This window comes from Streptomyces sp. NBC_01465 (genome assembly GCF_036227325.1).
Classification (GTDB): domain Bacteria; phylum Actinomycetota; class Actinomycetes; order Streptomycetales; family Streptomycetaceae; genus Streptomyces.
This window is the reverse complement of the sequence record NZ_CP109467.1, coordinates 1,915,668-1,939,212: the sequence shown is the minus strand read 5'-3', so window position 1 is coordinate 1,939,212 and position 23,545 is coordinate 1,915,668. Positions and strand designations below refer to the sequence as shown.

Annotated in this window: 19 protein-coding genes; 12 read left to right on the top strand and 7 right to left on the bottom strand. The window is 71.5% G+C overall.

Features of this window, described 5'->3' with window-relative positions:
* Position 1 precedes the first annotated feature (1 nt).
* From OG707_RS08905 to OG707_RS08885, 5 genes are read left to right on the top strand one after another with little or no spacing between them, the layout of a single operon-like run.
* A complete protein-coding gene (locus OG707_RS08905) occupies positions 2-4,918 on the top strand; it encodes a polyketide synthase (RefSeq protein WP_329116193.1) in 4,917 nt (1,638 codons plus the stop codon).
* Positions 4,915-5,214 (top strand): acyl carrier protein, encoded by a 300-nt coding sequence (locus OG707_RS08900; protein ID WP_329116191.1) that lies wholly within the window; start codon positions 4,915-4,917, stop codon positions 5,212-5,214. The genes OG707_RS08905 and OG707_RS08900 overlap by 4 nt, the downstream gene beginning before the upstream one ends.
* The gene (locus tag OG707_RS08895; RefSeq protein ID WP_329116189.1) at positions 5,211-5,990 is read left to right on the top strand and encodes an alpha/beta fold hydrolase; all 780 of its coding nucleotides are present in this window, start codon (positions 5,211-5,213) and stop codon (positions 5,988-5,990) included. Before OG707_RS08900 ends, OG707_RS08895 begins: the two co-directional genes overlap by 4 nt.
* The gene (locus OG707_RS08890; protein ID WP_329116187.1) at positions 5,987-7,138 is read left to right on the top strand and encodes a glycosyltransferase; all 1,152 of its coding nucleotides are present in this window, start codon (positions 5,987-5,989) and stop codon (positions 7,136-7,138) included. Before OG707_RS08895 ends, OG707_RS08890 begins: the two co-directional genes overlap by 4 nt.
* Before the next feature lie 31 nt (positions 7,139-7,169).
* Positions 7,170-8,237, top strand: a complete 1,068-nt coding sequence (locus OG707_RS08885; protein ID WP_329116185.1) for a class I SAM-dependent methyltransferase — start codon at positions 7,170-7,172, stop codon at positions 8,235-8,237.
* On the opposite strand, the gene OG707_RS08880 is transcribed toward OG707_RS08885, so the two are convergent.
* Together OG707_RS08880 and OG707_RS08875 are read right to left on the bottom strand one after the other, a co-directional pair.
* Positions 8,238-9,083: a class I SAM-dependent methyltransferase gene (locus OG707_RS08880; RefSeq protein WP_329116183.1), complete on the bottom strand. Its 846-nt coding sequence runs from the start codon at positions 9,081-9,083 to the stop codon at positions 8,238-8,240.
* Positions 9,084-9,135: 52 nt separating this feature from the next.
* Positions 9,136-10,341, bottom strand: a complete 1,206-nt coding sequence (locus OG707_RS08875; protein WP_329116181.1) for a bifunctional adenosylcobinamide kinase/adenosylcobinamide-phosphate guanylyltransferase — start codon at positions 10,339-10,341, stop codon at positions 9,136-9,138.
* Positions 10,342-10,426: 85 nt separating this feature from the next.
* On the opposite strand from OG707_RS08875, the gene OG707_RS08870 reads away from it, so the two are divergent.
* Positions 10,427-10,636 (top strand): hypothetical protein, encoded by a 210-nt coding sequence (locus tag OG707_RS08870; RefSeq protein ID WP_329116179.1) that lies wholly within the window; start codon positions 10,427-10,429, stop codon positions 10,634-10,636.
* A 203-nt stretch (positions 10,637-10,839) separates the two neighbouring features.
* On the opposite strand, the gene OG707_RS08865 is transcribed toward OG707_RS08870, so the two are convergent.
* The 3 genes from OG707_RS08865 to OG707_RS08855 all read right to left on the bottom strand — a co-directional run bounded on the left by OG707_RS08865 (position 10,840) and on the right by OG707_RS08855 (position 13,401).
* Entirely contained in the window at positions 10,840-11,919 is a 1,080-nt protein-coding gene (locus OG707_RS08865) for a S1C family serine protease (protein ID WP_329116177.1), read from the bottom strand.
* A gap of 79 nt (positions 11,920-11,998) precedes the next feature.
* Positions 11,999-12,781 (bottom strand): methyltransferase domain-containing protein, encoded by a 783-nt coding sequence (locus tag OG707_RS08860; RefSeq protein WP_329116176.1) that lies wholly within the window; start codon positions 12,779-12,781, stop codon positions 11,999-12,001.
* Between the two features lie 17 nt (positions 12,782-12,798).
* Entirely contained in the window at positions 12,799-13,401 is a 603-nt protein-coding gene (locus OG707_RS08855; protein ID WP_329116174.1) for a DUF3043 domain-containing protein, read from the bottom strand.
* Positions 13,402-13,656: 255 nt separating this feature from the next.
* Here OG707_RS08855 and OG707_RS08850 point away from each other — a divergent pair, with 255 nt between their 5' ends.
* From OG707_RS08850 to OG707_RS08830, 5 genes are all read left to right on the top strand, one after another.
* On the top strand, positions 13,657-14,430 hold the full coding sequence (locus tag OG707_RS08850; protein ID WP_329116172.1) for a PspA/IM30 family protein: 774 nt from the start codon (positions 13,657-13,659) through the stop codon (positions 14,428-14,430).
* Between the two features lie 15 nt (positions 14,431-14,445).
* A complete protein-coding gene (pspAA, locus tag OG707_RS08845; RefSeq protein WP_329116170.1) occupies positions 14,446-14,724 on the top strand; it encodes a PspA-associated protein PspAA in 279 nt (92 codons plus the stop codon).
* A 197-nt stretch (positions 14,725-14,921) separates the two neighbouring features.
* Positions 14,922-16,166: a sensor histidine kinase gene (locus OG707_RS08840; RefSeq protein ID WP_329116167.1), complete on the top strand. Its 1,245-nt coding sequence runs from the start codon at positions 14,922-14,924 to the stop codon at positions 16,164-16,166.
* Positions 16,163-16,846: a response regulator transcription factor gene (locus tag OG707_RS08835; protein ID WP_329116165.1), complete on the top strand. Its 684-nt coding sequence runs from the start codon at positions 16,163-16,165 to the stop codon at positions 16,844-16,846. Before OG707_RS08840 ends, OG707_RS08835 begins: the two co-directional genes overlap by 4 nt.
* Before the next feature lie 140 nt (positions 16,847-16,986).
* Entirely contained in the window at positions 16,987-20,127 is a 3,141-nt protein-coding gene (locus OG707_RS08830) for an efflux RND transporter permease subunit (RefSeq protein ID WP_329116163.1), read from the top strand.
* A 75-nt stretch (positions 20,128-20,202) separates the two neighbouring features.
* Here the strand turns inward: OG707_RS08830 and nadA are convergent, their stop codons facing one another.
* Positions 20,203-21,384: a quinolinate synthase NadA gene (gene nadA / locus OG707_RS08825; RefSeq protein WP_329116161.1), complete on the bottom strand. Its 1,182-nt coding sequence runs from the start codon at positions 21,382-21,384 to the stop codon at positions 20,203-20,205.
* 252 nt (positions 21,385-21,636) lie between these two features.
* On the opposite strand from nadA, the gene OG707_RS08820 reads away from it, so the two are divergent.
* Positions 21,637-21,996 (top strand): HesB/IscA family protein, encoded by a 360-nt coding sequence (locus OG707_RS08820; RefSeq protein ID WP_206963115.1) that lies wholly within the window; start codon positions 21,637-21,639, stop codon positions 21,994-21,996.
* Between the two features lie 78 nt (positions 21,997-22,074).
* On the opposite strand, the gene OG707_RS08815 is transcribed toward OG707_RS08820, so the two are convergent.
* On the bottom strand, positions 22,075-23,502 hold the full coding sequence (locus tag OG707_RS08815) for a hypothetical protein (protein WP_329116156.1): 1,428 nt from the start codon (positions 23,500-23,502) through the stop codon (positions 22,075-22,077).
* Positions 23,503-23,545 lie beyond the last annotated feature (43 nt).

Genomic DNA, 23,545 nt, shown 5'->3' with positions numbered 1-23,545 from the left:
CATGAACCGACAGGAACCGGTCGCCATCGTCGGGATGGCGGTGACCCTTCCCGGCGCGGGCGACCTCGACACGTACTGGCGCAACCTGGTCGAAGGCACCGACTCCATCTCCGAGGTGCCGCAGGGGCGTTGGGACGACGAGACGCTGTACGACCCCGATGGCGCGCGCCCCGACGGGATCTACTGCCGGCGCGGCGGCTTCGTCGACGACCTGGCGGACTTCGACCCGACGGCGTACGGAATCATGCCGGGCTCGGTGCCGACCACCGAACCGGACCAGCTGATCGCGCTGCGCACCGCGGCTGCGGCGATCGCGGACGCGGGCGGTGCGCTGCCGGACCCGTCGCGGGTGGGTGTCGTACTGGGCCGGGGCGGCTACCTGACGGCGGGAATGGCGCGCCTGGACCAGAGAGTGCGCACCTCCTACCAACTGGTGCGCACCCTACGGGAGTTGATGCCGGACCTGGATGCCGCGCGCCTGGAAGAAGTCCGTACGGCCTTCACGGACGCGCTCGGCCCGACGTCCCCCGAGGCGGTCATCGGCCTGGTCCCGAACTTCGCCGCATCGCGCATCGCCAACCGCCTGGACCTGCGCGGCCCCGCGTACACGGTCGACGCGGCCTGCGCGTCGTCGCTCGTCGCCGTCGACCAGGCGGTCGCCGAACTGGCGGCGGGCCGCTGCGACGTGATGCTCGCGGGCGGCGTCCACCACTGCCACGACGTCACGCTCTGGTCGGTCTTCGCGCAGCTCCGCGCACTGTCCCCGTCCCAGCGCATCCGCCCCTTCCACAAGGACGCGGACGGGGTGCTGATGGGCGAGGGCACGGGCGTGATCGTCCTCAAGCGCCTCGCGGACGCGCAGCGGGCGGGGGACCGCATCTACGCGGTCGTACGAGGCACGGGCGTGGCCGGCGACGGCCGAGCGGCGTCCCTGGTCAACCCGGACCCGGGCGGCCAGGCGCGCGCGGTCCGCCTGGCCTGGGAGGCGGCGGGCCTCGACCCGACGGCCCCCGGAGCGCTGGGCCTCCTGGAGGCGCACGGCACGGGCACGCCGAATGGCGACGGGGCCGAAATGGCCACGCTGGCCGAGGTGTTCGGCGGCCGGGGGACCCCCGACGCGGTGATCGGATCGGTCAAGTCGATGATCGGCCACACGATGCCGGCGGCGGGCATCGCGGGCCTGATCAAGGCGGCTCTGGCGGTCCACCGCAGGGTCCTGCTCCCCACACTGCACTGCGAGGACCCGCACCCGGCGCTGCTGGAGACGAGGTTCCGCCCGACGGGAGCGGCGAGACCGTGGGAGGAGGGTACGCAGGCACGCCGGGCGGCGGTGAACGCGTTCGGCTTCGGCGGCATCAACGCCCACGTGGTGATCGAGGAGGCCCCGCTGCCTGCACCCTCGGGCGCGACCCGTCGCGACGGGCTGCGCGACTCGGCCGCGGACCTGACGGTGACGGGGTCGGCAGCCGAAGGCGGCGCCGTACAGCCGGGCGGCGCGCCAGGCGGAGAGGACCCCGTGCAGCCTTCCACCGCAGCCGCCGGTTCGGCGCCGGAGGCCGGTGCATCGGAGCCGGCCCCGCTCGCCCGGCTCGACGGCCCGCTCCTCGCGGCCGTCGCCGCCGCACCCTTCGGCGCGGGCCCCGCACGCGACGGGGCGGGCGCCGAAGGGCTCACCGTTCTTGGTAAGGCTGCGCTACCGGCCCCCGTCGCCCAAGTCACCGAGCCGGACCAGCTGTTGCGCCTCGCCGCCGACAGCCCCGGCGACCTCGCCGCGCTGCTCGACGCCGACGACGCCTCACTCCGTACGGCCGGGGCGCCCGGTCCCGGAACCGCCCGCCTCTCCATCGCCGACCCCACCCCCAAGCGGATCGCCCTCGCCCGTAAAGCCGTCGCGCGCGGGCGGGCCTGGGGTGGGCGCAGTGATGTCTGGTTCGCTCCCGAGCCGCTGCTCGGGGCGGCCGGCGGTGGGCGCACCGTATTCCTCTTCCCCGGGCTCGAAGCCGAGTTCGCACCCCAAGTCGCCGACGTCGCACGCCACTTCGGGCTCCCCGTCCCCGACTGGCAGGACGCCCGCGTCGGCGACGTCGCCGAGCACGGGGCCGCCGTCGTCGGTGTCGGGCGCCTCCTCGCCGCCGCCCTGCGCCGCATCGGCGTCACGCCCGACGCGGTCGCCGGCCACAGCGTGGGGGAGTGGACCGCGATGGCCGACGGCGGGATGTACGCCGCCGACGAGGTCGACGCCTTCCTCGCCGACTTCGACCCCGAGATCCTGCGCGTCCCCGGCCTCGCCTTCGCCGCCTTCGGGGCCCCCGCCGCGCAGGTCGAGGCAGCGCTCCCGCGCTTCCCAGGCGTGGTGCTGTCCCACGACAACGCCCCGCGCCAGTCGGTCGCCTGCGGCCCGCACGACCAGGTCGAGGCGCTCGCCGAGCACCTCCGTACCGAGGGCGTCCTGGGCCAGGTGCTGCCCTTCGAGTCCGGCTTCCACACCCCGATGCTGGCCCCGTACCTCGGCCCGATCGAGGAGGCCACGGCCCGCTTCACCCTGCACCGGGCCACGGTCCCGGTCTGGTCGGGCACGACGGCGGCCCCGTTCCCCGAGGACGCGGAGGGGGTGCACGAGTTGTTCGTACGCCACCTCCTGGAGCCCGTCCGCTTCCGCAGGCTCACGCAGTCGCTGTACGACGCCGGCTTCCGCGCCTTCGTCCAGCTCGGCACGGGCCAGCTCCCGGCCCTGGTCGGCGACACCCTGGACGGCCACGACCACCTGGCGATCAGCGCCAACTCCCCACGCCACGAAGGGATGGCGCAGCTGAGGCGCACGGCGGCGGGCCTCTGGGCCAACGGTGCGGAGCCGGACTTCGGGGCCCTGGCCCCGGCGACAGCGGCACGACCTGCCGCCCGAGCCGCCACGGATACCCCGGCGAAGGGCGCCCACGTTGCCGCAGGCCGGTATGCCGTCGGCGACCCGCGCCGCGGCAACGTACGACCGGCCCCCGGCAATTCCGAGGCGCACCCCGTGCACGCCGTGCAGCAGGCCCCGGGCTCCCCGGCCACGGCAGGAGTCGACGCCGGGCACAAGCCCCCCGCCACCCGGGCCGTCCGGCTCGACCTCCGCGCCGGACCCGTCACCCTGGACCCCGCCACCCGCGACCGCCTCCGCGTCACGATCCGCGGCGCGGCCGGCCACGGCGGCGGTACGTCACAGCTCGCGCCCCTCGCAGCCACGATCCCCGCCGCCGCCGAACTCGACGCCCTGCTCGGCGAGACCGCGGCCACCGCGGCCGCCCTCTTCGCCGCGCACCGTACGGGTGTACCGGCCGGGCCCCGGGCCGCGGCTCCGGCGCGTACCGCCACACTCGCGGCCCCCGCGCCGACAACCCCCGCGCCGACACCCCCCGCACCGGCCCCCGTGGCGCCCCCCACCCCCGCCCCCCTCCACGTCTCCGTCGCGACCATGCCCCACCTCCGCGACCACTGTTTCTTCGCGCAGCGCCCCGACTGGCCCGACATCGCCGACCGGTGGCCCATCGTCCCCGCCACGACCATCGTCCAGCTGATGATGGACGGCGTCGCGGCCCACGGCACCCCCGTCGCCGTCCACCAGGCCCGCTTCCAGGAATGGGTCGTCGCCGAGCCCGCGACCGACGTCGACGTGGTGACCACCACCCAAGGGGACCGCCACAGCGTCGAGTTCGGCCGGTTCGCCCGCGCCGAGATCGAGACCGCCCCCGGCTACGCCCCGCCCCCCGCCCCCTGGACCCCGGACGCCCCCGAGACCGCCCCCACGGTCACCGCCCGGCAGATGTACGACGAGCGGTGGATGTTCCACGGCCCCCTCTTCCGCGGCGTCACCTCCGTCACCGCCCTCGGCGACCGCCACCTCCGCGGCGTGATCACCGCCCCGCCCGCCCCCGGCGCCCTCCTCGACAACGTGGGCCAGCTCCTCGGCTACTGGCTGATCGCGACCCACACCGACCGCACCGTCGTCTTCCCCGTCGGCATCCGCCACGCCACCTTCCACGGCCCGCACCCGGCCCCCGGCACCGACCTCGACTGCCACATCCGCATCACCGCCCTCACCGAGACGGTCCTGGAGGCGGACGTCCAGCTCGTCCACAACGGCACCGTCTGGGCCGAGATCCGCGGCTGGCAGGACCGCCGCTTCGACTCCCCGCCCGAGACCATCGGAGCCCGCCGCAAGCCGGAGGAGACCACCCTCTCCACCCCCCGCCCCGGCGGCTGGCAGCTCGTCTTCGAACGCTGGCCCGACCCGGCCTCCCGCGACCTGATGATGCGCAACCAGCTCGCGGGCGAGGAGCGGGCCCAGTACGCCGCCCACCCGCCCCGCGGCCGCCGCCAGTGGTTCCTCGGCCGGATCGCGGCCAAGGACGCGGTACGCCGCCACCTCTGGGACGGCGGCGAGGGCCCGGTCTTCCCGGCCGAGGTCAGGATCCGTAACGAAGCCTCAGGACGCCCCCGCCCCGAAGGCGTGCACGGCCGTCAACTCCCGCCCCTGGAGCTGTCGTTGGCGCACTGCCAGGAGGCGGCCGTCGCCCTGACGCACCCCACGCGCCCCGTCGGCATCGACATCGAGGAGGTCACCGACCGCCCCGAGTCGACGTACGACGCCGTGCTCGCCCCCACGGAGAAGGCACTCTTCGCCTCACTCGGCGCAGGCCCCCTCTGGCTCACCCGTTTCTGGGCCGCCAAGGAGGCCGCGGCCAAGGCGGAGGGCATGGGCATGCAGGGCCGCCCCCGCGACTTCACCCTCGTCCGCGCCGGCCAGGACTGGGCGGAAGTCCGCACCGCCACCGGCCGCACCCACCAGATCCGCTTCACCGAGGTCGGGAACCCTCCCGGCCTGCCGCCCAGGACCTACGTCGTCGCTTGGACCGAGGAGCAGGAGCCCCAGACATGACCAGTCCCAGCACCACCGGCACGACCGAGGCCGCCGTCCTCGCCGAGATCACCGAAGCCCTCCAGTCCGTACTCGACGAGCTCGAACTCACCGACGAGCCCATCACCATGGACACCCGCTTCGTCGAGGACCTCGACCTGGAATCCATCGACCTGGTCACGCTCACCGGCGAACTCCGCGCCCGCTACGGTGACCGCGTCGACTTCCCCGCCTTCTTCGCCTCCCTCGAACTCTCCGAGATCATCGGCCTCACCGTCGGCCAGCTGGTCCGCTACGTCGCCGGACGCCTGAAATGACCCGCCTCAACGTCCAGCGCCTGGGCACCCCCGAAGGCCCGACCGTCGTCCTCGTGCACGGCATCGCCACCGACAACCTGTCCAGCTACTACTTCACCGTCGCCCCGAAGTTCGCCGACGCGGGCCACGACGTCGTCATGTACGACCAGCGCGGCCACGGCCGCAGCGAACGCCCCGCCACCGGCTACCGCCTCGAGGACTTCTCGGCCGACCTGGCGGCCCTCATCGACGACCTGGACATCACGGGCCCCGTCCACCTCGTCGGCAACTCCTTCGGCGGCACCGTCGCCCTCGACTACGCCCTCCATCACCCCGACCGCGTCGCGAGCGTCCTGATGGTCGAGTCGGAGCCCGCCACCGACGCCTGGGCGAAGAAGATGAGCGGCCTGCTCGCCGGATCCGCGTACCAACTGCGGGACGAGCGCACCCTCCCGTGGATCGAGGAGAAGTACGGCCGCCACGAGGCGCGCCTCGTCCGCTGGGCGAGCCGCCTCCTCCAAGGCACCACCCTCCCCGAGGACATCGCGGCCAGCCGCATCCCCGACGAGGACAGCTGGCGCACCCTCGACGTCCCCGTCCTCGCGGTGTACGGCGCCACCTCCGACATGACGGAGCTGATCCCATGGCTGCAGAACCTCCTCCCGCGCTGCCGGGTCCTCGAAGTCGAGGGCCACGGCCACTCGGTCCTGGTCGGCGCCGCGGACACGATGGGGGAGCTGCTCCTGGACTGGGTACGCGAAGGACACCGCCAGGTCGCCCCGGCGGGCGCCCCGTGAGCCGCTTCCTCTTCGTCGTGCCGCCGCTGGTCGGCCACATCAACCCGGCGGTCGCCGTCGCCGCCGAGCTGACCGCCCGCGGCCACCGGGTCGCCTGGGCCGGACTCCCGCGCATCGTCGAGGAGTTGGCGGGTCCCGAGGCGCAGATCTACGCATGCGAGACGCCGACCGAGATCCAGCGCCCGCCCGAGCTGCGCGGAGTGGCGGCCCTCCAGTTCCTCTGGCAGGAGTTCTTCGGACCCCTCGCGGAGGCCATGGCCCCCGGCGTCGAGGAGGCCATCACCGACTTCCGCCCCGACGTGGTCGTCGCCGACCAGCAGACCCTGGCCGGCGCACTCGTCGCGGAGCGCATGGGCGTCCCCTGGGCGACGAGCGCCACCACCTCCGCCGAATTCGCCGACGCCCTGGCCTCGATGCCGAAGGTGGACGAGTGGATCCGCGACCTCCTCACCGGGCTGCGCGCCCGGATCGGCGACCCCGGCCTCACCCACGACCCGCGCTTCTCGCCCGACCTGGTCCTGGCCTTCACCACCACCGCCCTGACGGGCGAAGCGGCCGCAGGACCCCAGGTCCGCTTCGTGGGCCCCGCCCTCACCCGCCGCCCCGCCGCCGACACCTTCCCGTGGGAGTGGCTCGACCCGGACCGGCACACCGTCCTGGTCTCCCTCGGTACGGCCAACACCGACGTGGGCGCCCGCTTCCTCACCGAGTGCACGGCCGCCGTACGCGAACGGGCGGACCGCGTCCAGACCGTCATCGTCGACCCCGGCGGCGTACTCGACCCGGCCCACGACGCCGACCTTCTGATCGTCCCGCGCGTCCCCCAACTCCCGCTCCTGGAACGGACGCAGGCCGTGATCAGCCACTCCGGTCACAACACGGTGGCCGAGTCCCTCTGGCACGGCGTCCCCCTCGTCGTCGCCCCCATCCGCGACGACCAGCCGGTGGTCGCCGCCCAGGTCACCGGGGCGGGCGCCGGGGTCCGGGTCCGCTTCGGGCGCAGCAACCGCGCCGTCATCGGGGCCGCGCTCGACTCCGTACTCGACGAACCGCAGTACCGGGAGGCGGCCATAAGGGTGCGCGACTCCTTCCGTACGGCAGGAGGCGCCGCGGCCGCCGCGGCCCACCTGGAAAAGCTCGCTGTCTAACGCCCGCACGGCCCACACGAGAGCAGGAACGATGTCCCCCACCACCTCCCTCCACCGCAAGGTCGCCGCCCTGCGCCCCGCCTACCAGGCCGACCTCGCCGAGGGCCTGGACCGCTTCTTCCTGCCGCGCCGCACCACCTGCTCCTGGTGCGCCTCGCCCCGCCTCAGCGAGCACATCCGCACCACCGACCTGGTCCAGCACAAGCCCGGGGTCTTCGTCATCGACCGCTGCGACGACTGCGGCCACTCCTTCCAGAACCCCCAACTCTCCCCGGAGGGCCTGGAGTTCTACTACCGCGACTGCTACGACGGCCTCGGCGAGGAAGCCACCTCGAAGATCTTCAACGGCAACGGCTCCACCACCTCCTACCGCGGCCGGGCCGCCTCCGTGGCCCGCTTCGCCAAGCCCCAGCGCTGGCTCGACGTCGGCACAGGACACGGCCACTTCTGCGTCGAGGCGAAGAAGGTCCTCCCCGACACGGTCTTCGACGGCCTCGACGTCAGCGACGGCGTAGAGATCGCCCAGCGCGAGGGCCGCATCGACACCTCGCACCGCGGTTTCTTCCCCGACCTCGCGGACACGATGCCCGGCCAGTACGACGCGGTCAGCATGTTCCACTACCTGGAGCACACCATCGACCCGCGCGCCGAACTCGCCGCCGCCCACGAGGCGTTGGCCCCGGGCGGGCACCTCGTCATCGATGTGCCCGACCCGGAGTCACGGATGGGCGACGTGCTCGGCCGCTGGTGGATCTGCTGGTTCCAGCCGCAGCACCTGAACTTCATCACGCGCCGCAACATCCGCCGGGCCCTGGAGGAGCTCGGCTTCACCGTCGTCGCGGTGGAGCGCCGCAGCCCGCACATTCCCGCCGACCTGGTCGCCGCCCTCGCCCTGTGGATCGGCGAGAAGGTGCCGCGCGGCAACGCCCCGTGGTTCGCGAAGACGCCGAGCGCGAGCCGGCTGCGGCTGCGCGAGACGCTGTTCAGGCTCGCGATCCCGGCCTTCCTCGTCGCGTACGGAATCGACCGGCTGATCGCGCCCTTCGCGCGCCGCACCTCGCTCTCCAACGCCTACCGCATCGTCGCGCGCCGCAACTGATCAGCCCGCGAAGCCCAGTTGGGTCACGGCCGGCGAGATCGAGCGGAACACCGGGATGCGGTGCTGGTGGTGGATGAGTGATCCCCGCAGCCCGCGTCCCGGCGGCATGGTCAGGGCGTGCACCTCCGTGATCGCCGGGTGCGCGGTCCGCAGCAGCTCGCGCCGCTCCCCGGCCATCGACCAGTTCATGGCCGGCACGGGCAGGTTCTTCATCCGTACGACGCCCTTGCGGGTCAGCCGGGTCACCCACGGCGGCATCGAGTCCAGCACCATGGCCCCGCCGGGGAACCGCTCGGCGCACGCCGCGAGGATGGACCGCACCTCGCCCGGCCGCAGATACATCATCAGCCCCTGCGCGGTGACGATCACGCCCTTCGACGGATCGGCGACCTCGTCCAGCCACCGCAGATCGGTGGCGCTCCCCGGGAGCACCCGCGCCCTGCTGTGCGCGGGCAGCAGCCGCGACCGCAGCTCGGCCCCTTCGGGCAGCTCCACCGAGAGCCACTTCAGCCGCCCGTTGTCGACCCGCCAGAAGCTGGTCTCCAGACCCTCGCCGAGCGCGATGACGGTCGCCTCCGGGTTCTGCCCGATGTACCGCTGCACGGCTCTGTCGTACGTCAGTGAACGCAACCCCTGCACCTGCGAGAACAGCGCGCTGGGCGCCCCCAGACGCTCCTCGAAGGGATAGTCCAGCGCGTCCAGGAGCTCGACGGCCATCGGGTCGTGCAGCACCGAATCCGGGCGCCTCGCCTCGCAGGCCCGGTTGTAGAGGGTCCAGAGCAGGGTCTCGGGGACCCCGTCGAGCTCGGGACGTACCTTCTCGTCTGCTTGTGCGGTGATGGTCATGGCAGTACCCCTAGCCGCTCGCACCCCTGGCGCAAGCAGCCACGGCGGACAGTCACCCGCGCAGCGCAAGCGCCTGCCCGGCGACGACCAGCAGGACGTGCTCGCACTCGGCCGCGAACGCCGCGTTGAGGCGGCCGAGTTCGTCGCGGAAGCGGCGGCCGGACGCGGTGGCGGGCACGACACCGCTGCCGACCTCGTTGGAGACGGCGACCAGGGTCCGCTGCGTCGCCCGTACCGCCTCGACCAGCTCCTCGACCCGCTCCCGCAGCGCATGCTCCCCGTCGGCGGCCCACGTGGCGTCGTCCCAGGCGCCGACCCGGTCCATCGCGTCGGTCAGCCAGAGCGAGAGGCAGTCGACGAGCAGCGGGGGCCCGTCGTCCTCCGCGAGCAGCGGCACCAGTTCGCACGTCTCCTCGGTACGCCACGACCCCGGCCTGCGCTCGCGGTGCAGCCCCACCCGGGCCGCCCACTCCGGGTCGTCGTCGCGGGTCCCGCCCGTGGCCACGTACACGACCTCGGGGAACGCCTCCAGCCGCCGCTCGGCCTCTACGGACTTCCCCGACCGCGCACCGCCCAACACCAGGGTGCGGCGCGGCAGATCGGGCACCGCGTGATACTCGCCGACGATCAGCGTCGTCCCGTCCGGCACCGCCCGCGCACCGGCCGCGGCGAGCCGCCGGTCGAGTTCGGGCCCGGGCGGGGCGTCGTGGCCGAGGTGTACGGCGACGATGTCCGTCGTCGGGCCGATCGCGCCCGCGCCCCGCAGCCTGGCCAGCGCGTCGGGCCGGCCGATCACGTCGGCGACGACCATGTCGTACGTGTGGGGACTGCCGTCCGTGAGACCCGCGGGGGAGCCGCCGGGCGGGAGGTACAGGAGCCGGTCGCCGTCGGGGGACGTGACCTCGTACCCCGTGCCGGGGGAGTCCATCGGCACGGCCCGCACCCGGTGCCCGTCGAGCAGCGACAGCACCCGTCCGTCGGGGATGCGGGCGGCCTGCGGCAGCCCCGGAGGCAGTTCGACGGCGGGGCCGTCGTGCGGGTGGGTGAGCAGGACCTGCGTCACGCCCGTGAGCGAATGCCCGGCGCGGGCGGCCGCGAAGGCCGCACCCGGCGTGAGGTCGAGCAGCAGCGTGCCGTCCAGCAGGAGCGCGGTCGCGGCGCGCGCCCGGTCCCCGCGGGCCGCGGCGCACGCGGCGCAGGGGCAGGCGGGGCGGGGCAGCCCGTCGGGGGCGCCGGTGCCGAGGAGAGTCAGTTCCACAGGCCGATCCTCCCTTGTCACCGCAGGTGCTGCGCGCCCGGCTACGCTGCCAGCAGCAGATCGGGACGTAATCCAGGAGGCTGACATGGCGTGGACGTGGCGGTTCGAGAAGACGGACGGGACAGAGACGCAGCCGGCGGTGCAGCCCGAGGACTTCACCACGCAGGGCGACGCGGAGTCCTGGATCGGCGAGGCCTGGAAGGAACTCCTCGAGGGCGGCGCGGACCAGGTGGTCCTCTTCGAGGACACGACGAAGATCTACGGACCGATGAGCCTCCACGCCGAACAGGCGTAACCAGCCGGTCCGGACATGGCTGTGGCGGTGCCCCAGGGCACCGCCACAGCCATGTTGCGTACGGGCGACTACATCTCCCCGAGCGTGACCTCAACCGGCCCCTTCTTGACGCGCCGCTCGCGCCGCTGCGGCGCTGGGGCGCCTCACGGGCTTCGCGCCGCTGCGGCGGACTCCGTCCACCGGGGTCCGCCGCGGGAGCGTGCCTACATCTCGCCCAGCGTGACCTCAACGGTCTTGCTGTCGCCGTCCCGGTCGTAGGTGACCTGGACCTTCTGGCCCGGCTTGTCCGAAGCCAGCGCCGTCGACAGCGAGTTCATCGTGGTGATGTCGGTGTCGCCCAGCTTGGTGATGATGTCCCCGGCCTTCAGGCCCGCCTTGTCCGCCGCCCCGCCGGCCGTGACGGAGACGATCGCGACACCCGACGGCTGGAAGTTGTCGTCGACGACCGTACGTGCGGTGATGCCCAGCGCCGCCCGCCCCGAGTCGGTGACCTTGCCGTCCTTGATGATCTGGTCGGCGATGTTGGTGACCGTCGACGAGGGGATGGCGAAGCCGATGCCCGGAGCCGCGCTGTCGCCCAGGTCCGGGTCGGTCGCGGCCAGGGTCGGGATGCCGATGACCTGGTCGTTCAGGTTGACCAGCGCGCCGCCGCTGTTGCCGGGGTTGATCGCCGCCGAGGTCTGCACCATGTTGCCGATGGTGGCCCCGGTGCCGCCGCCCGAGCGGCTCTCGCTCACGGTCCGCCCGGTGGCGGAGACGATGCCCTGGGTGACGCTGCTGGAGAGACCCAGCGGCGAGCCCATCGCCAGCACGATCTGGCCCATGTCGACCTTGGCGGAGTCCGCGAACTTCGCGGGCTTCAGCCCGTCGGGGATCTTGTCGAGCTTGACGACGGCGAGGTCCTGGTCGGGATAGCTGTAGACCAGCGAAGCCGTCAGCTGCTCGCTGCCGGTGGCCGTGGTGACCTTGAAGGTCTTCGCACTGCCGACCACATGGGCGTTGGTGACGATGTGGCCCTTGTCGTCGTAGACGATGCCGGAGCCGAGGTCCTCCTCGGCCACGATCTGGACGACCGAGGGCAGCACGTTCTTGATCGTCGACTGGTAGTCGCTCTGCAGATCGTTGCCGTCCCCGGAGGAGGCGGCCGCAGAGGAGGAGTCGGAGGGCGAGGAGGAACCGGAGCCGGAACCGGAGCTGGAGTCGGAGCAGCCGCCGACCAGGGCAATGGCGCAGACGCCTGCGCTCAGGGGCAGCAGCAGCCGCCGGGTACGTGATCCATACATGCCCGAAGTGTCTCTTTTGCCCCCTGGGTTCGGCCTGCTGTGCGCCGCCGATCAGGGGGTGGGGGAGAGGCGGGGCGGATCAGCCCCGCACGCCGCAGAGATGCAGAAGCGCGGCCACCCGGCGGTACGGATCCGTGCGCCCGGCCCGGTCCTCGGCCGTCAGGATCCGGTCGAGCTCCTGGGCGGACGGCAGCTCCTCGTCGTTGCCGACGAGGTCGGTGAAGACCCGCACGCCGTACCAGGTGTGCAGCGGGGCGGCGATCCCCGCGAGGGTCGCCGTCAGCGCCTCCAGCCGGTCGGCGCGGACGTCGAGGCCGAGCCGGTTGGTGTACGAGACGGTGTCGAACGCGGCCAGCGCGGCGGAGAAGTCCCCGGCGAGCCCGGGGCGCATGGCGAGCGCGTCCGCGTTCCGTACGAGCAGCGAGAGCAGACCGCCGGGGGCCAGCATCCGGGCCAGGCCCGCGAGCATGGCGTCCGGATCGGTCACGTACATCAGCACTCCATGACAGAGCACCACGTCAAAACTTCCCGGCAGGAAGTGGACGCCGGTCTCCCGGCCGTCGCCCTCCAGGAAGCGCACCCGTGCGCGGATGCCCTCGGGCTCGGTGACCAGTGCGTCACGGGCCGCCTTGAGCATCTCGGCGTCCGACTCCAGGCCGGTGACCGAGTGCCCGGCGCGGGCGAGGCGCAGGGCCTGGGTGCCCTGGCCCATGCCGACGTCGAGGATCCGCAGCCGCTGGCCGACCGGGAAACGTACGGCTATCTGCTCGTCGACCTGACGGGCGACGAGCTCCTGGCGCACGGTGTTGCGCAGCCCGCCCAGGCCCTTCAGCCAGACGGACGACGCACCTTCGAAGCCCATGGGCTCCGTGCTGCTGGTCAGGGTCGCTCTCCGCGCTTGACCTGCGGCTTCGGGAGCCGCATCCGGCGCATCTGGAGGGTGCGCATCAGTCCGTACGCGACGGCGCCGCGCTTGGGCTCGTCCGGGAAGCGCAGGTTGATCTGCTTCTTCAGCCGGAACCAGATGCCGACCGAGTCGACGACGATCAGGACGATCACGAAGAGCCAGAGCAGCAGCGCGATGTTCTGGATGCCCGGAACCTGGACGATCGACAGGACCAGGATGATCACTGCCATCGGGAGGAAGAACTCCGCGATGCAGAAGCGCGAGTCGACGAAGTCGCGGGCGAAGCGCCGGACCTTGCCCTTGTCGCGGGCGGGCAGGTAACGCTCGTCGCCGCTGGCGAGGGCCTCGCGCTGCTTGGCGAGATCCGTCCTGCGGACCTCACGCTGGCGCTTGGCGGCCTCCTTGCGGTCGGTCGTCGGCGTGACGGCACGGCGCCGCTGGGTCTGCGCCTCGCTCCGCTTGGGAGTGGGGCGGCCCTTGGGAGCCTGCGGGTCACGGGTCTGCTGGGAGAGGTCCGACGTCACCTTGCTGGTGGCGGCCTTCTCTTCATTGGCATTGGCGCGGCTTCGGAACACAAAGCCCAAGGGTACGGGGTGGCGTGCATGGACCCCAGCCTCAGGGGGAACGATCCCGCAACGGTGGGTTTGGCGGTGGGTTGCCAGGGGCTTCCCCTACGGTCACCTACTCCCTACGCCGGAGTGCATCGGGGAGCAGTCGTCCTTGGGGAGGAGCGCATCCGCTCCCGAACAGTGCGGTAATAGAGACAGGGCCCGTACTGTGGGTTCAAGTGCTGGAGCTGAAGTCCGTACAGAAGGGGGCGCGCGAAGCCCATGAGCGGTGTCATGAAGCGTATGGGGTTGATCTTCCGCGCGAAGGCCAACAAGGCCCTGGACCGGGCTGAGGACCCGCGCGAAGTCCTCGATTACTCCTACCAGAAGCAGCTTGAACTGCTGCAGAAGGTGCGTCGCGGGGTCGCCGACGTGGCGACGTCCCGCAAGCGCCTGGAACTGCAGCTCAACCAGCTCCAGGGCCAGACCACCAAGCTGGAGGACCAGGGCCGCAAGGCGCTCGCCCTCGGCCGTGAGGACCTGGCGCGCGAGGCGCTGTCCCGCCGTGCGGCGCTGCAGCAGCAGGTCTCCGACCTCGAGGTGCAGCACCAGACGCTGCAGGGCGAGGAGGAGAAGCTCACGCTCGCCGCCCAGCGCCTGCAGGCCAAGGTCGACGCCTTCCGTACGAAGAAGGAGACGCTGAAGGCCACGTACACCGCGGCCCAGGCGCAGACCCGTATCGGCGAGGCCTTCTCGGGCATCTCCGAGGAGATGGGCGACGTCGGCCTCGCGATCCAGCGGGCCGAGGACAAGACCGCGCAGATGCAGGCCCGTGCCGGCGCGATCGACGAGCTCCTGGCCTCGGGTGCGCTGGACGACTCGTCCGGCCTGGCCAAGGACGACCTCACGGCCGAGCTGGACCGGATCTCCGGCGGCAGTGACGTCGAACTGGAACTGCAGCGGATGAAGGCCGAGCTGGCGGGCGGACCGACTTCGCAGCAGGCTATTGAGGGCGGTCCCCAGGACCAGCAGACCCCGAAGTTCGACAAGCAGTAAAGGACGGGCGCCGACATGATCGTACGGATCATGGGGGAAGGCCAGGTGGATCTGGCGGACAGCCACTTCACCGAGCTGAACAAGCTGGACGACGAACTGCTCGCCGAGATGGAGAGCGGTGACGAGACCGGCTTCCGCAGGAAGCTTCTCGCGCTGCTGGGCAAGGTACGGGAACTGGGCGAGGCCCTCCCGGACGACGCCCTGCAGCCGTCGGAGCTGATTCTGCCGTCGGCGGAGGCGAGCCTGGACGAGGTCCGCGAGATGCTGAGCGACGACGGTTTGATCCCGGGCTGAAGCGACCTTCGGCCGCTTGTCCTCAATCGCCGGACGGGCTGGATATATCCAGCCCGTCCGGCGATTGAGGACCGGGGTCTGGGGCGGAGCCCCAGCAGGGGTCTGCGGGGCGGCGCCCCCAGCTTCGGGAAGGGGCGGGATTGGGGAAATCCCCGGCTGGTACGCCCGCCCACCCGCAACCCGTACCGTTGTTTCCCGTGAGTACCCCGTCGAAGGCGCCCCCCAGCTACGCGCGCCTGCGCGCCTGGCTCCGGGTCCACCCCCTGGCCTTCGACGCCGGCCTCGCCCTGGCCGTCCTCGTCTGCATGGTCCTCGGCTCCTTCATCGATCCGCGAGGCCCCGACGGCCACACCTTCGTCACCCGCACCCCCGAGCCCCTCAGCCTCCTCCTGATCGTCATCGGGGCCGGCGCCCTGGTGTTCCGGCGCCGCGCGCCGATGGCCGTGCTCGCGGTGACCTGCAGCGTCACCGCCGTGGAGCTGGTCTTCGCCGTACCGCCCGCGCCCGTCGCGATGAGCGCCGTCATCGCGCTCTACTCCATCGCAGCCCGCACCGACCGCCCCACCACCTGGCGGGTCGGCCTGGTCACCATGGCCGTGCTGACGGGGTTCGCGATGGGCTTCAGCGAGGCGCCCTGGTACTCGCAGGAGAACCTCGGGATCTTCGCCTGGACGGGTATGGCCGCCGCCGCAGGGGACGCCGTACGCAGCCGCCGCGCCTTCGTCGACGCCATCCGCGAGCGCGCCGAGCGCGCGGAGCGCACCCGCGAGGAGGAGGCGGGCCGCCGCGTCGCCGAGGAGCGGCTGCGCATCGCCCGCGATCTGCACGACGTCGTCGCCCACCACATCGCCCTGGTCAACGTCCAGGCGGGGGTCGCGGCCCACGTCATGGACAAGCGCCCCGACCAGGCCAAGGAAGCACTCGCCCATGTACGGGAAGCCAGCCGGTCCGCGCTGAACGAACTCCGCGCCACGGTCGGCCTCCTGCGCCAGTCCGGCGACCCCGAGGCCCCCACCGAACCGGCGCCCGGTCTGGCTGTACTCGACGAACTGGTCGACACCTTCCGCAACGCCGGGCTCCCGGTCGAGGTGGCCCGCACCGACGCACCGGCCGGGCTCCCCGCCGCCGTCGACCTGGCGGCGTACCGGATCATCCAGGAGGCGCTGACCAATGTGCAGAAGCACGCGGGTGAGGGCGCCAAGGCCGAGGTCAGCGTGGTCCGAGTGGGCCGCAGCGTGGAGGTCACGGTCCTCGACGACGGTGCGGGTGCGGGCCGGGAGGACGCACCGGCGCCCGAGGAGGGCGGCGGCCACGGCCTCATCGGCATGCGCGAGCGCGCCACCGCGCTGACGGGGTCCTGCTCGGCGGGCCCCCGCTACGGCGGCGGTTTCCGCGTGCATGCGATCCTTCCGGTCAAGGCCGCGGCAGGGGAGAACGCATGACGATCAGAGTGTTGCTCGCCGACGACCAGGCGCTCCTGCGCAGTGCGTTCCGCGTCCTGGTGGACTCCGAGCCCGACATGGAGGTCGTCGGAGAAGCCGCGGACGGCGCCGAAGCCGTCGCGCTCGCCCGCTCGGCCCGCGCCGACGTCGTCCTCATGGACATCCGGATGCCCGGCACGGACGGTCTCGCCGCCACCCGCCTGATCAGCGCGGACCCCGAACTGGCCGCAGTGCGCGTCGTGATGCTCACGACCTTCGAGGTGGACGAGTACGTCGTCCAGTCGCTCCGCGCCGGCGCCTCCGGCTTCCTCGGAAAAGGGGCGGAGCCGGACGAACTGCTCAACGCGATCCGTATCGCGGCGGCCGGTGAGGCGCTGCTCTCGCCGGTCGCGACCAAGGGCCTGATCGCCAAGTTCCTCGCGCAGGGCGGCAGTTCGGAGGGCGGCCCCGACCCCGAGGCGTACGCCGGACGGCTGGAGGCGCTCACCGTCCGCGAGCGCGAGGTCCTGGTGCAGGTCGCGGGCGGTCACTCCAACGACGAGATCGCGGAGCGCCTCACGGTGAGCCCCCTGACCGTCAAGACCCATGTGAACAGGGCGATGGCGAAGCTGGGGGCCCGCGACCGGGCCCAATTGGTGGTAATCGCCTACGAATCGGGCCTGGTCCACCCAAGGGCGTAGCGGCGGCGTACTGCACCTGCTGTATGCGCCGGATAAGGAAGGGACCTGCGAGGTAGGAACGAGGCCTCTTCCGTGGCTGAAGGTATAGGCGGGCACCTGACCGTGCCCTCCTGCCTCGTACGCCACAGAAGAGAGACCCCATGTCCTGGCTGTCCAGATTCAGCCTCGCGCAACGGGCCCTGATCGGGCTGATCTCGATCGTCGCCGTCGTCTTCGGCGCCATAGCGATCCCGCAGCTCAAGCAGCAGCTGCTGCCCACCATCGAGTTCCCGATGGTCTCGGTCATCGCCCCGTACCAGGGTGCGTCCCCCGATGTGGTCGAGAAGCAGGTCGTCGAACCGCTCGAGAACACCATCAAGGCCGTCGACGGCATCAAGGGCGTGACCTCCACGGCGAGCGAGGGCAACGCCGTGATCATGGCCCAGTTCGACTACGGCAACGGCACCAAGCAGCTCGTCGCCGACGTCCAGCAGGCCGTGAACCGCGCCCGCGCCCAGATCCCGACCGACGTCGACCCCCAGGTCGTGGCCGGCTCCACGGACGACATCCCGACCGTCGTCCTCGCCGTCTCCTCCACCAAGGACCAGCAGGCGCTCGCCGACCAGCTCGACAAGTCGGTCGTCCCCGAGCTCCAGGACATCGACGGCGTCGGCCAGGTCAGCGTCGACGGCGTCCAGGACCTCCAGGTCGCGGTCACCCCCGACGACAAGAAGCTGGCCAGGGCCGGCCTCAACTCCCTCTCCCTCAGCCAGGCGCTGCAGGCGGGCGGGGCGACCCTGCCGGCCGGCAACTTCTCCGAGGACGGCAAGAGCCGTACGGTCCAGGTCGGCGGCGGATACACCTCCGTCGAGCAGATCGCGGACCTGCGCATCGCACCGCAGTCCGCAACGGGCAAGCCCGCCAAGCCCGTTCGCCTCGGCGACGTGGCCACGGTGAAGGAGCAGCCCGCCACCGCGGTCTCCATCACCCGCACCAACGGCAAGCCCAGCCTCTCCATCTCGCTCACGATGGACCAGAACGGCAGCGCCGTCGGCATCTCCGACGCGGTCAACGACAAGCTCTCCGACCTGCGCAAGACCCTGGGCTCCGACACCGACCTCACGGTCATCTTCGACCAGGGCCCGTCCGTCTCGAAGTCCATCTCGGGCCTGACCACCGAGGGCGCCCTCGGCCTGCTCTTCGCCGTGATCGTCATCCTGGTCTTCCTCGCCTCGCTGCGCTCCACGCTCGTGACGGCGATCTCCATCCCCCTCTCGGTCCTCCTCGCGCTGATCGTGCTGTGGACCCGCGACCTCTCCCTCAACGTCCTGACCCTGGGCGCGCTCACCATCGCCATCGGCCGCGTCGTCGACGACTCGATCGTGGTCCTGGAGAACATCAAGCGTCACCTCGGGTACGGCGAGGAGCGCCAGTCCGCGATCATCACCGCGGTCAAGGAGGTGGCCGGAGCGGTCACGTCCTCCACCCTCACCACGGTCGCGGTCTTCCTGCCGATCGGCCTGGTCGGCGGCATGGTGGGCCAGCTCTTCGGCTCGTTCTCCATCACGGTGACGGCCGCCCTGCTCGCCTCCCTGCTCGTCTCGCTCACCGTGGTCCCGGTCTTCTCGTACTGGTTCCTGCGCGCCCCCAAGGGCTCGGAGGGCGTCGATCCGGAGGAGCTGCGCCGCAAGGCGGAGGAGAAGGAGGCCCGCAGCCCGCTGCAGCGCCTCTACGTCCCGGTGCTGCGCTTCGCGACCCGGCGCCGCCTCACCAGCCTGCTGATCGCGGCGGTCGTCCTGATCGGTACCTTCGGCATGGCCCCGCTCCTGAAGACCAACTTCTTCGACCAGGGCGACCAGGAGACCCTCACGCTGAAGCAGGAGCTGACCCCGGGCACCAGCCTGGAGGCGGCCGACGTGGCGGCGAAGAAGGTCGAGAAGGTCCTCGCCGGGATCGACACGATCAAGGACTACCAGGTCACGGTCGGCTCCTCGGGCTTCATGGCGGCCTTCGGCGGCGGTACGGGCGCCAACCAGGCCTCGTACCAGCTCACGCTGAAGAGCGCCGACGACTACTCCGACACCCAGGACCGCCTGGAGAAGGAGCTGGCCGAGGTCGACGGCATCGGTGACACGACCGTCGGCTCGGGCGGCGGCTTCGGCGACCAGGACCTGAGCGTCGTGGTCAAGGCCGGCGACGGCGCGACCCTGCGCAAGGCGTCCGACCAGGTACGGGACGCGGTGGCGAGCCTCAAGGACGTCAAGGACGTCACGAGCGACCTGTCGCAGTCCGTGCCGCGTATCTCCGTGAAGTCCACCTCCAAGGCGGCCGACGCGGGCTTCAACGAGACGACGCTGGGCGCGGCCGTGGCCCAGGCGGTCAGCGGCACCAAGTCCGGCAAGGCGATCCTGGACGACACCGAGCGCGACATCGTGGTGAAGTCCGCGCGCCCGGCCGTCACTCTGGACGAGCTGAAGAACCTCGACCTGGGTGTCGCCAAGCTCGGTGACATCGCCGACGTGAAGCTCGTCCCGGGCCCGGTCTCGATGACCCGGATCGACGGCGCCCGCGCGGCGACGATCACGGCGAAGCCGGAGGGCGACAACACGGGAGCGGTCACCACCGCCCTCCAGTCCAAGATCAACGAGGTCGAGAAGAAGCTCCCGGCGGGCGCGAGCGTCGAGATCGGCGGAGTCTCCTCCGACCAGAGCGACGCCTTCGTCAATCTGGCGCTGGCCATGCTGGCGGCCATCGCGATCGTCTTCATGCTGCTGGTCGCGACGTTCCGCTCGCTGATCCAGCCGCTGATCCTGCTGGTCTCCATCCCGTTCGCGGCCACCGGCGCGATCGGTCTGCTGGTGATCACCGGCACCCCGATGGGTGTCCCGGCGATGATCGGCATGCTGATGCTCATCGGCATCGTGGTCACCAACGCGATCGTGCTGATCGACCTGATCAACCAGTACCGCAGCCAGGGCATGGGCGTCATCGAGGCCGTCGTGGAAGGCGGCCGCCACCGACTGCGCCCGATCCTGATGACGGCCCTGGCGACGATCTTCGCGCTGCTGCCGATGGCGCTGGGCGTCACGGGCGAGGGCGGCTTCATCTCGCAGCCGCTCGCCGTGGTGGTGATCGGCGGTCTGATCACGTCGACGCTGCTCACGCTGCTGCTGGTGCCGACGCTGTACGCGCTGGTGGAGCTCCGCAAGGAGCGCAGGGCCGCCAAGAAGGAGGCCAAGCGGGCCAAGAAGGCCGGGATCCCGGCCCAGTCGGACGCGGAGCAGGAGACCGCGAGCGTCTGAGTCCCGCCGTACGACACAAGAAGGCCCCGGCACCGTCCCTCGGTGCCGGGGCCTTCCCCGTCTTTCCCGTATGCGCTACGGGAGCGCCAGCATCCGCTCCAGCGCCTGCTTGGCGAACTGCTCCGTCTCGCGGTCGACCTCGATCCGGTTGACCAGGTTGCCCTCGGCGAGGGACTCCAGGGTCCACACGAGGTGCGGCAGGTCGATCCGGTTCATGGTCGAGCAGAAGCAGACGGTCTTGTCGAGGAAGACGATCTCCTTGTCCGGGTGGGCGTTGGCCAGCCGGCGCACCAGGTTCAGCTCGGTGCCGATCGCCCACTTCGAGCCGGGCTCGGCCGCGTCGAGGGCCTTGATGATGTACTCCGTCGAGCCGACCTCGTCGGCCGCCGCGACGACCTCGTGCTTGCACTCGGGGTGCACCAGGACCTTTACGCCCGGGATCCGCTCACGGACGTCGTTCACCGAGTCGACCGAGAAGCGCCCGTGCACCGAGCAGTGCCCGCGCCACAGGATCATCCTGGCGTTGCGCAGCTCCTCGGCCGTCAGCCCGCCGTTCGGCTTGTGCGGGTTGTAGAGGACGCAGTCCTCCAGGGACATCCCCATGTCGCGGACGGCGGTGTTGCGGCCCAGGTGCTGGTCGGGCAGGAACAGGACCTTCTCGCCCTGCTCGAAGGCCCACTCCAGCGCGCGCTTGGCGTTGGACGAGGTGCAGATCGTGCCGCCGTGCTTGCCGGTGAAGGCCTTGATGTCGGCGGAGGAGTTCATGTACGAGACGGGGACGACCTGCTCGGCGATGCCGGCCTCGGTCAGTACGTCCCAGCACTCCGCGACCTGCTCGGCCGTCGCCATGTCGGCCATCGAGCAGCCGGCGGCCAGGTCCGGAAGGACCACCTTCTGGTCGTCGGAGGTCAGGATGTCGGCCGACTCGGCCATGAAGTGCACACCGCAGAAGACGATGTACTCGGCCTCGGGCTTCGCGGCCGCGTCCCGGGCGAGCTTGAAGGAGTCGCCGGTGACGTCGGCGAACTGGATGACCTCGTCGCGCTGGTAGTGGTGCCCGAGGACGAAGACCTTGTCCCCGAGCTTCTCCTTGGCCGCGCGGGCGCGCTCCACCAGGTCCGGGTCGGACGGCGACGGCAGGTCGCCGGGGCACTCCACACCGCGCTCGCTCTTCGGGTCGGCCTCGCGGCCGAGGAGCAGGAGCGCAAGCGGGCTGGGCTGTACGTCAAGGGGCTGGGCGGTGGTCACGACACGCACCCTTTCTGTTCTGCAGAACGACTTCTCGTCGAAATGACGTTATCTATCATAACCGCTTTGCGTCACCCTGACGATGGCCATCGCGTCGATGTGACGCATCCCGCTGAGCCCAGGCTGTGCCCCTGGCGAATCGGGTGTGCGAGCATGAAGGGGAAGGAAGCGCAAAGACGCCATGCTCGGCCCGGAATGAATCCGCGGCCCCGCCGGTTGCAACCGTCGGCAAGCAGTCCGTACAACCCGGGAGTGAAGCAGATGTCCGTATCGGACGAGAAGACCACTGTCAGCGACGGCATCCTCCTGTCCGAGGCCGCCGCGGGCAAGGTCAAGGCCCTGCTCGACCAGGAAGGCCGTGACGACCTCGCGCTGCGCGTCGCCGTCCAGCCCGGCGGCTGCTCCGGCCTCCGCTACCAGCTCTTCTTCGACGAGCGTTCGCTCGACGGCGATGTCACCAAGGAGTTCGACGGCGGCGTCAAGGTCGTCACCGACCGTATGAGCGCCCCGTACCTGGGCGGCGCCTCGATCGACTTCGTCGACACCATCGAGAAGCAGGGCTTCACGATCGACAACCCGAACGCCACGGGCTCCTGCGCCTGCGGCGACTCGTTCAGCTAAGCAGTCACGACGAAGGCGGCGGCCCGGTGATCCGGGACCGCCGCCTTCGTCATGTCCGTACCGTCGTACGTACGGGAACTACGACCTCGGCACCGTCTTCCCGTTCGACGCGTCCACGACCTTCCGGTCGCCCAGCTGCTGCTGCAGCGTGACCGTCTGCGCCAGATCCTTGGCGATCATGATGCAGACGCGTTTCTCGTCCGACTTGTGCTCGGTCACCGTCACCCGCACCGACGAGCCGTCCTCGCTCGCCTTCGCCGTGTACGTACTGCACGCGCCGCCCCAGAAGTGCACGGTCACCTTCCGTCCGTCCGCGGAGTACGACTTGAGGCTCTGCGCCCTGTCATGGGTGCCCGTACCCGGATGGTTCTGCTCCTCCGTGGGCGTCGGCTCCGGCGCGATGTACTTCGGGTCCACCGCGGTCCTGGTCAGGGTGTAGTGCTGCGCCCCGCCCGCGGGCTGCACCTCGAAGAGCCACGACGGCACGAGCATCTGCCCGCCCTCCGCGAACTGCACCGCGAGCCCGAGCCGTGCCCCGCTGATCGTCAGCGTCTGCGGAGGAGCGACGGTCCCCGGCTTGCACGGAGTCTGGACCTTCTCCCCGGTCTCCCCGGTCTCACCGGTCGTCCGGTCCAGCGGTGCGACGGTTGCGCATCCGCCGATCCCGACCGAACTGCCTCCGGAACCGGCCGCGTTGAGCTGCTTGACCGCATCGGACGCACTGATCAGCGGATACTCGGCACCCTTGACCGGAGCCTTCAACTGTCCGCTGCCGCCCACCAGTTGACCGGAGACCCCCACCTGGATCCCGGTCATCCAGCCGTACGTCGGCAGCCCGTCGATCACCGGATCGGCATTCACCACCCGTACGGCGCCCATCAGTTGGCTCGCGTCGACCTTCGCGCGGTCCTGCCCCAGCGCCTTCAGCACCGGAGCCGCCGCGGCCTTGGCCGCCTGCTCGCTCACCGCCGCGCCCTCACCGCTCGGCGGGACCTCGCCCCGGCCGGCCCGAGAGAACGTCCACGTGCCGGGCGCAGCCCTGTTGACCTGCAGCGTCGGCCCCGGCGCCGAGGACCCCACCTTCCAGGCCGTCCCCTCGAGACGCGGAGTGCCCGGCACCCCGAGCGCCCCGGCGAGCTTCGCCACCTCGTCCGCGGAGACCGTGCCCTGCGCACGGTAGACCGCCGCCCGCTCCGGCCCCTGTGGCAACTTCCCCTCGGCCCGGTACACGGTCCGGCCGCCGGTCGGGTCGGGCTCACCGGGCGCGATCCCCGGCGCCCCGCTGCCCGAGGAACCGTTGCCCAGCGCCAGCGGGGGAGGGGATCCCGTGCCGCCGGGCGCCGCGCTGCTCTGCGTACCTCCGCCGTCCCCGAAGGTGGTCGACGCCCAGTACGCGCCGCCACCACCGGCCAGCAGCACCGCTGCCGCGACCGAGGTGACGGCGATCGGGGATCGCCGCCGGGGGCTGCTCACCACATCGTTGTCAGGTCGCTCGCTGCTGCTCACTGCACGCTCCTTCGCTCCGTCGTACGTCGTCTCCCCTATACGG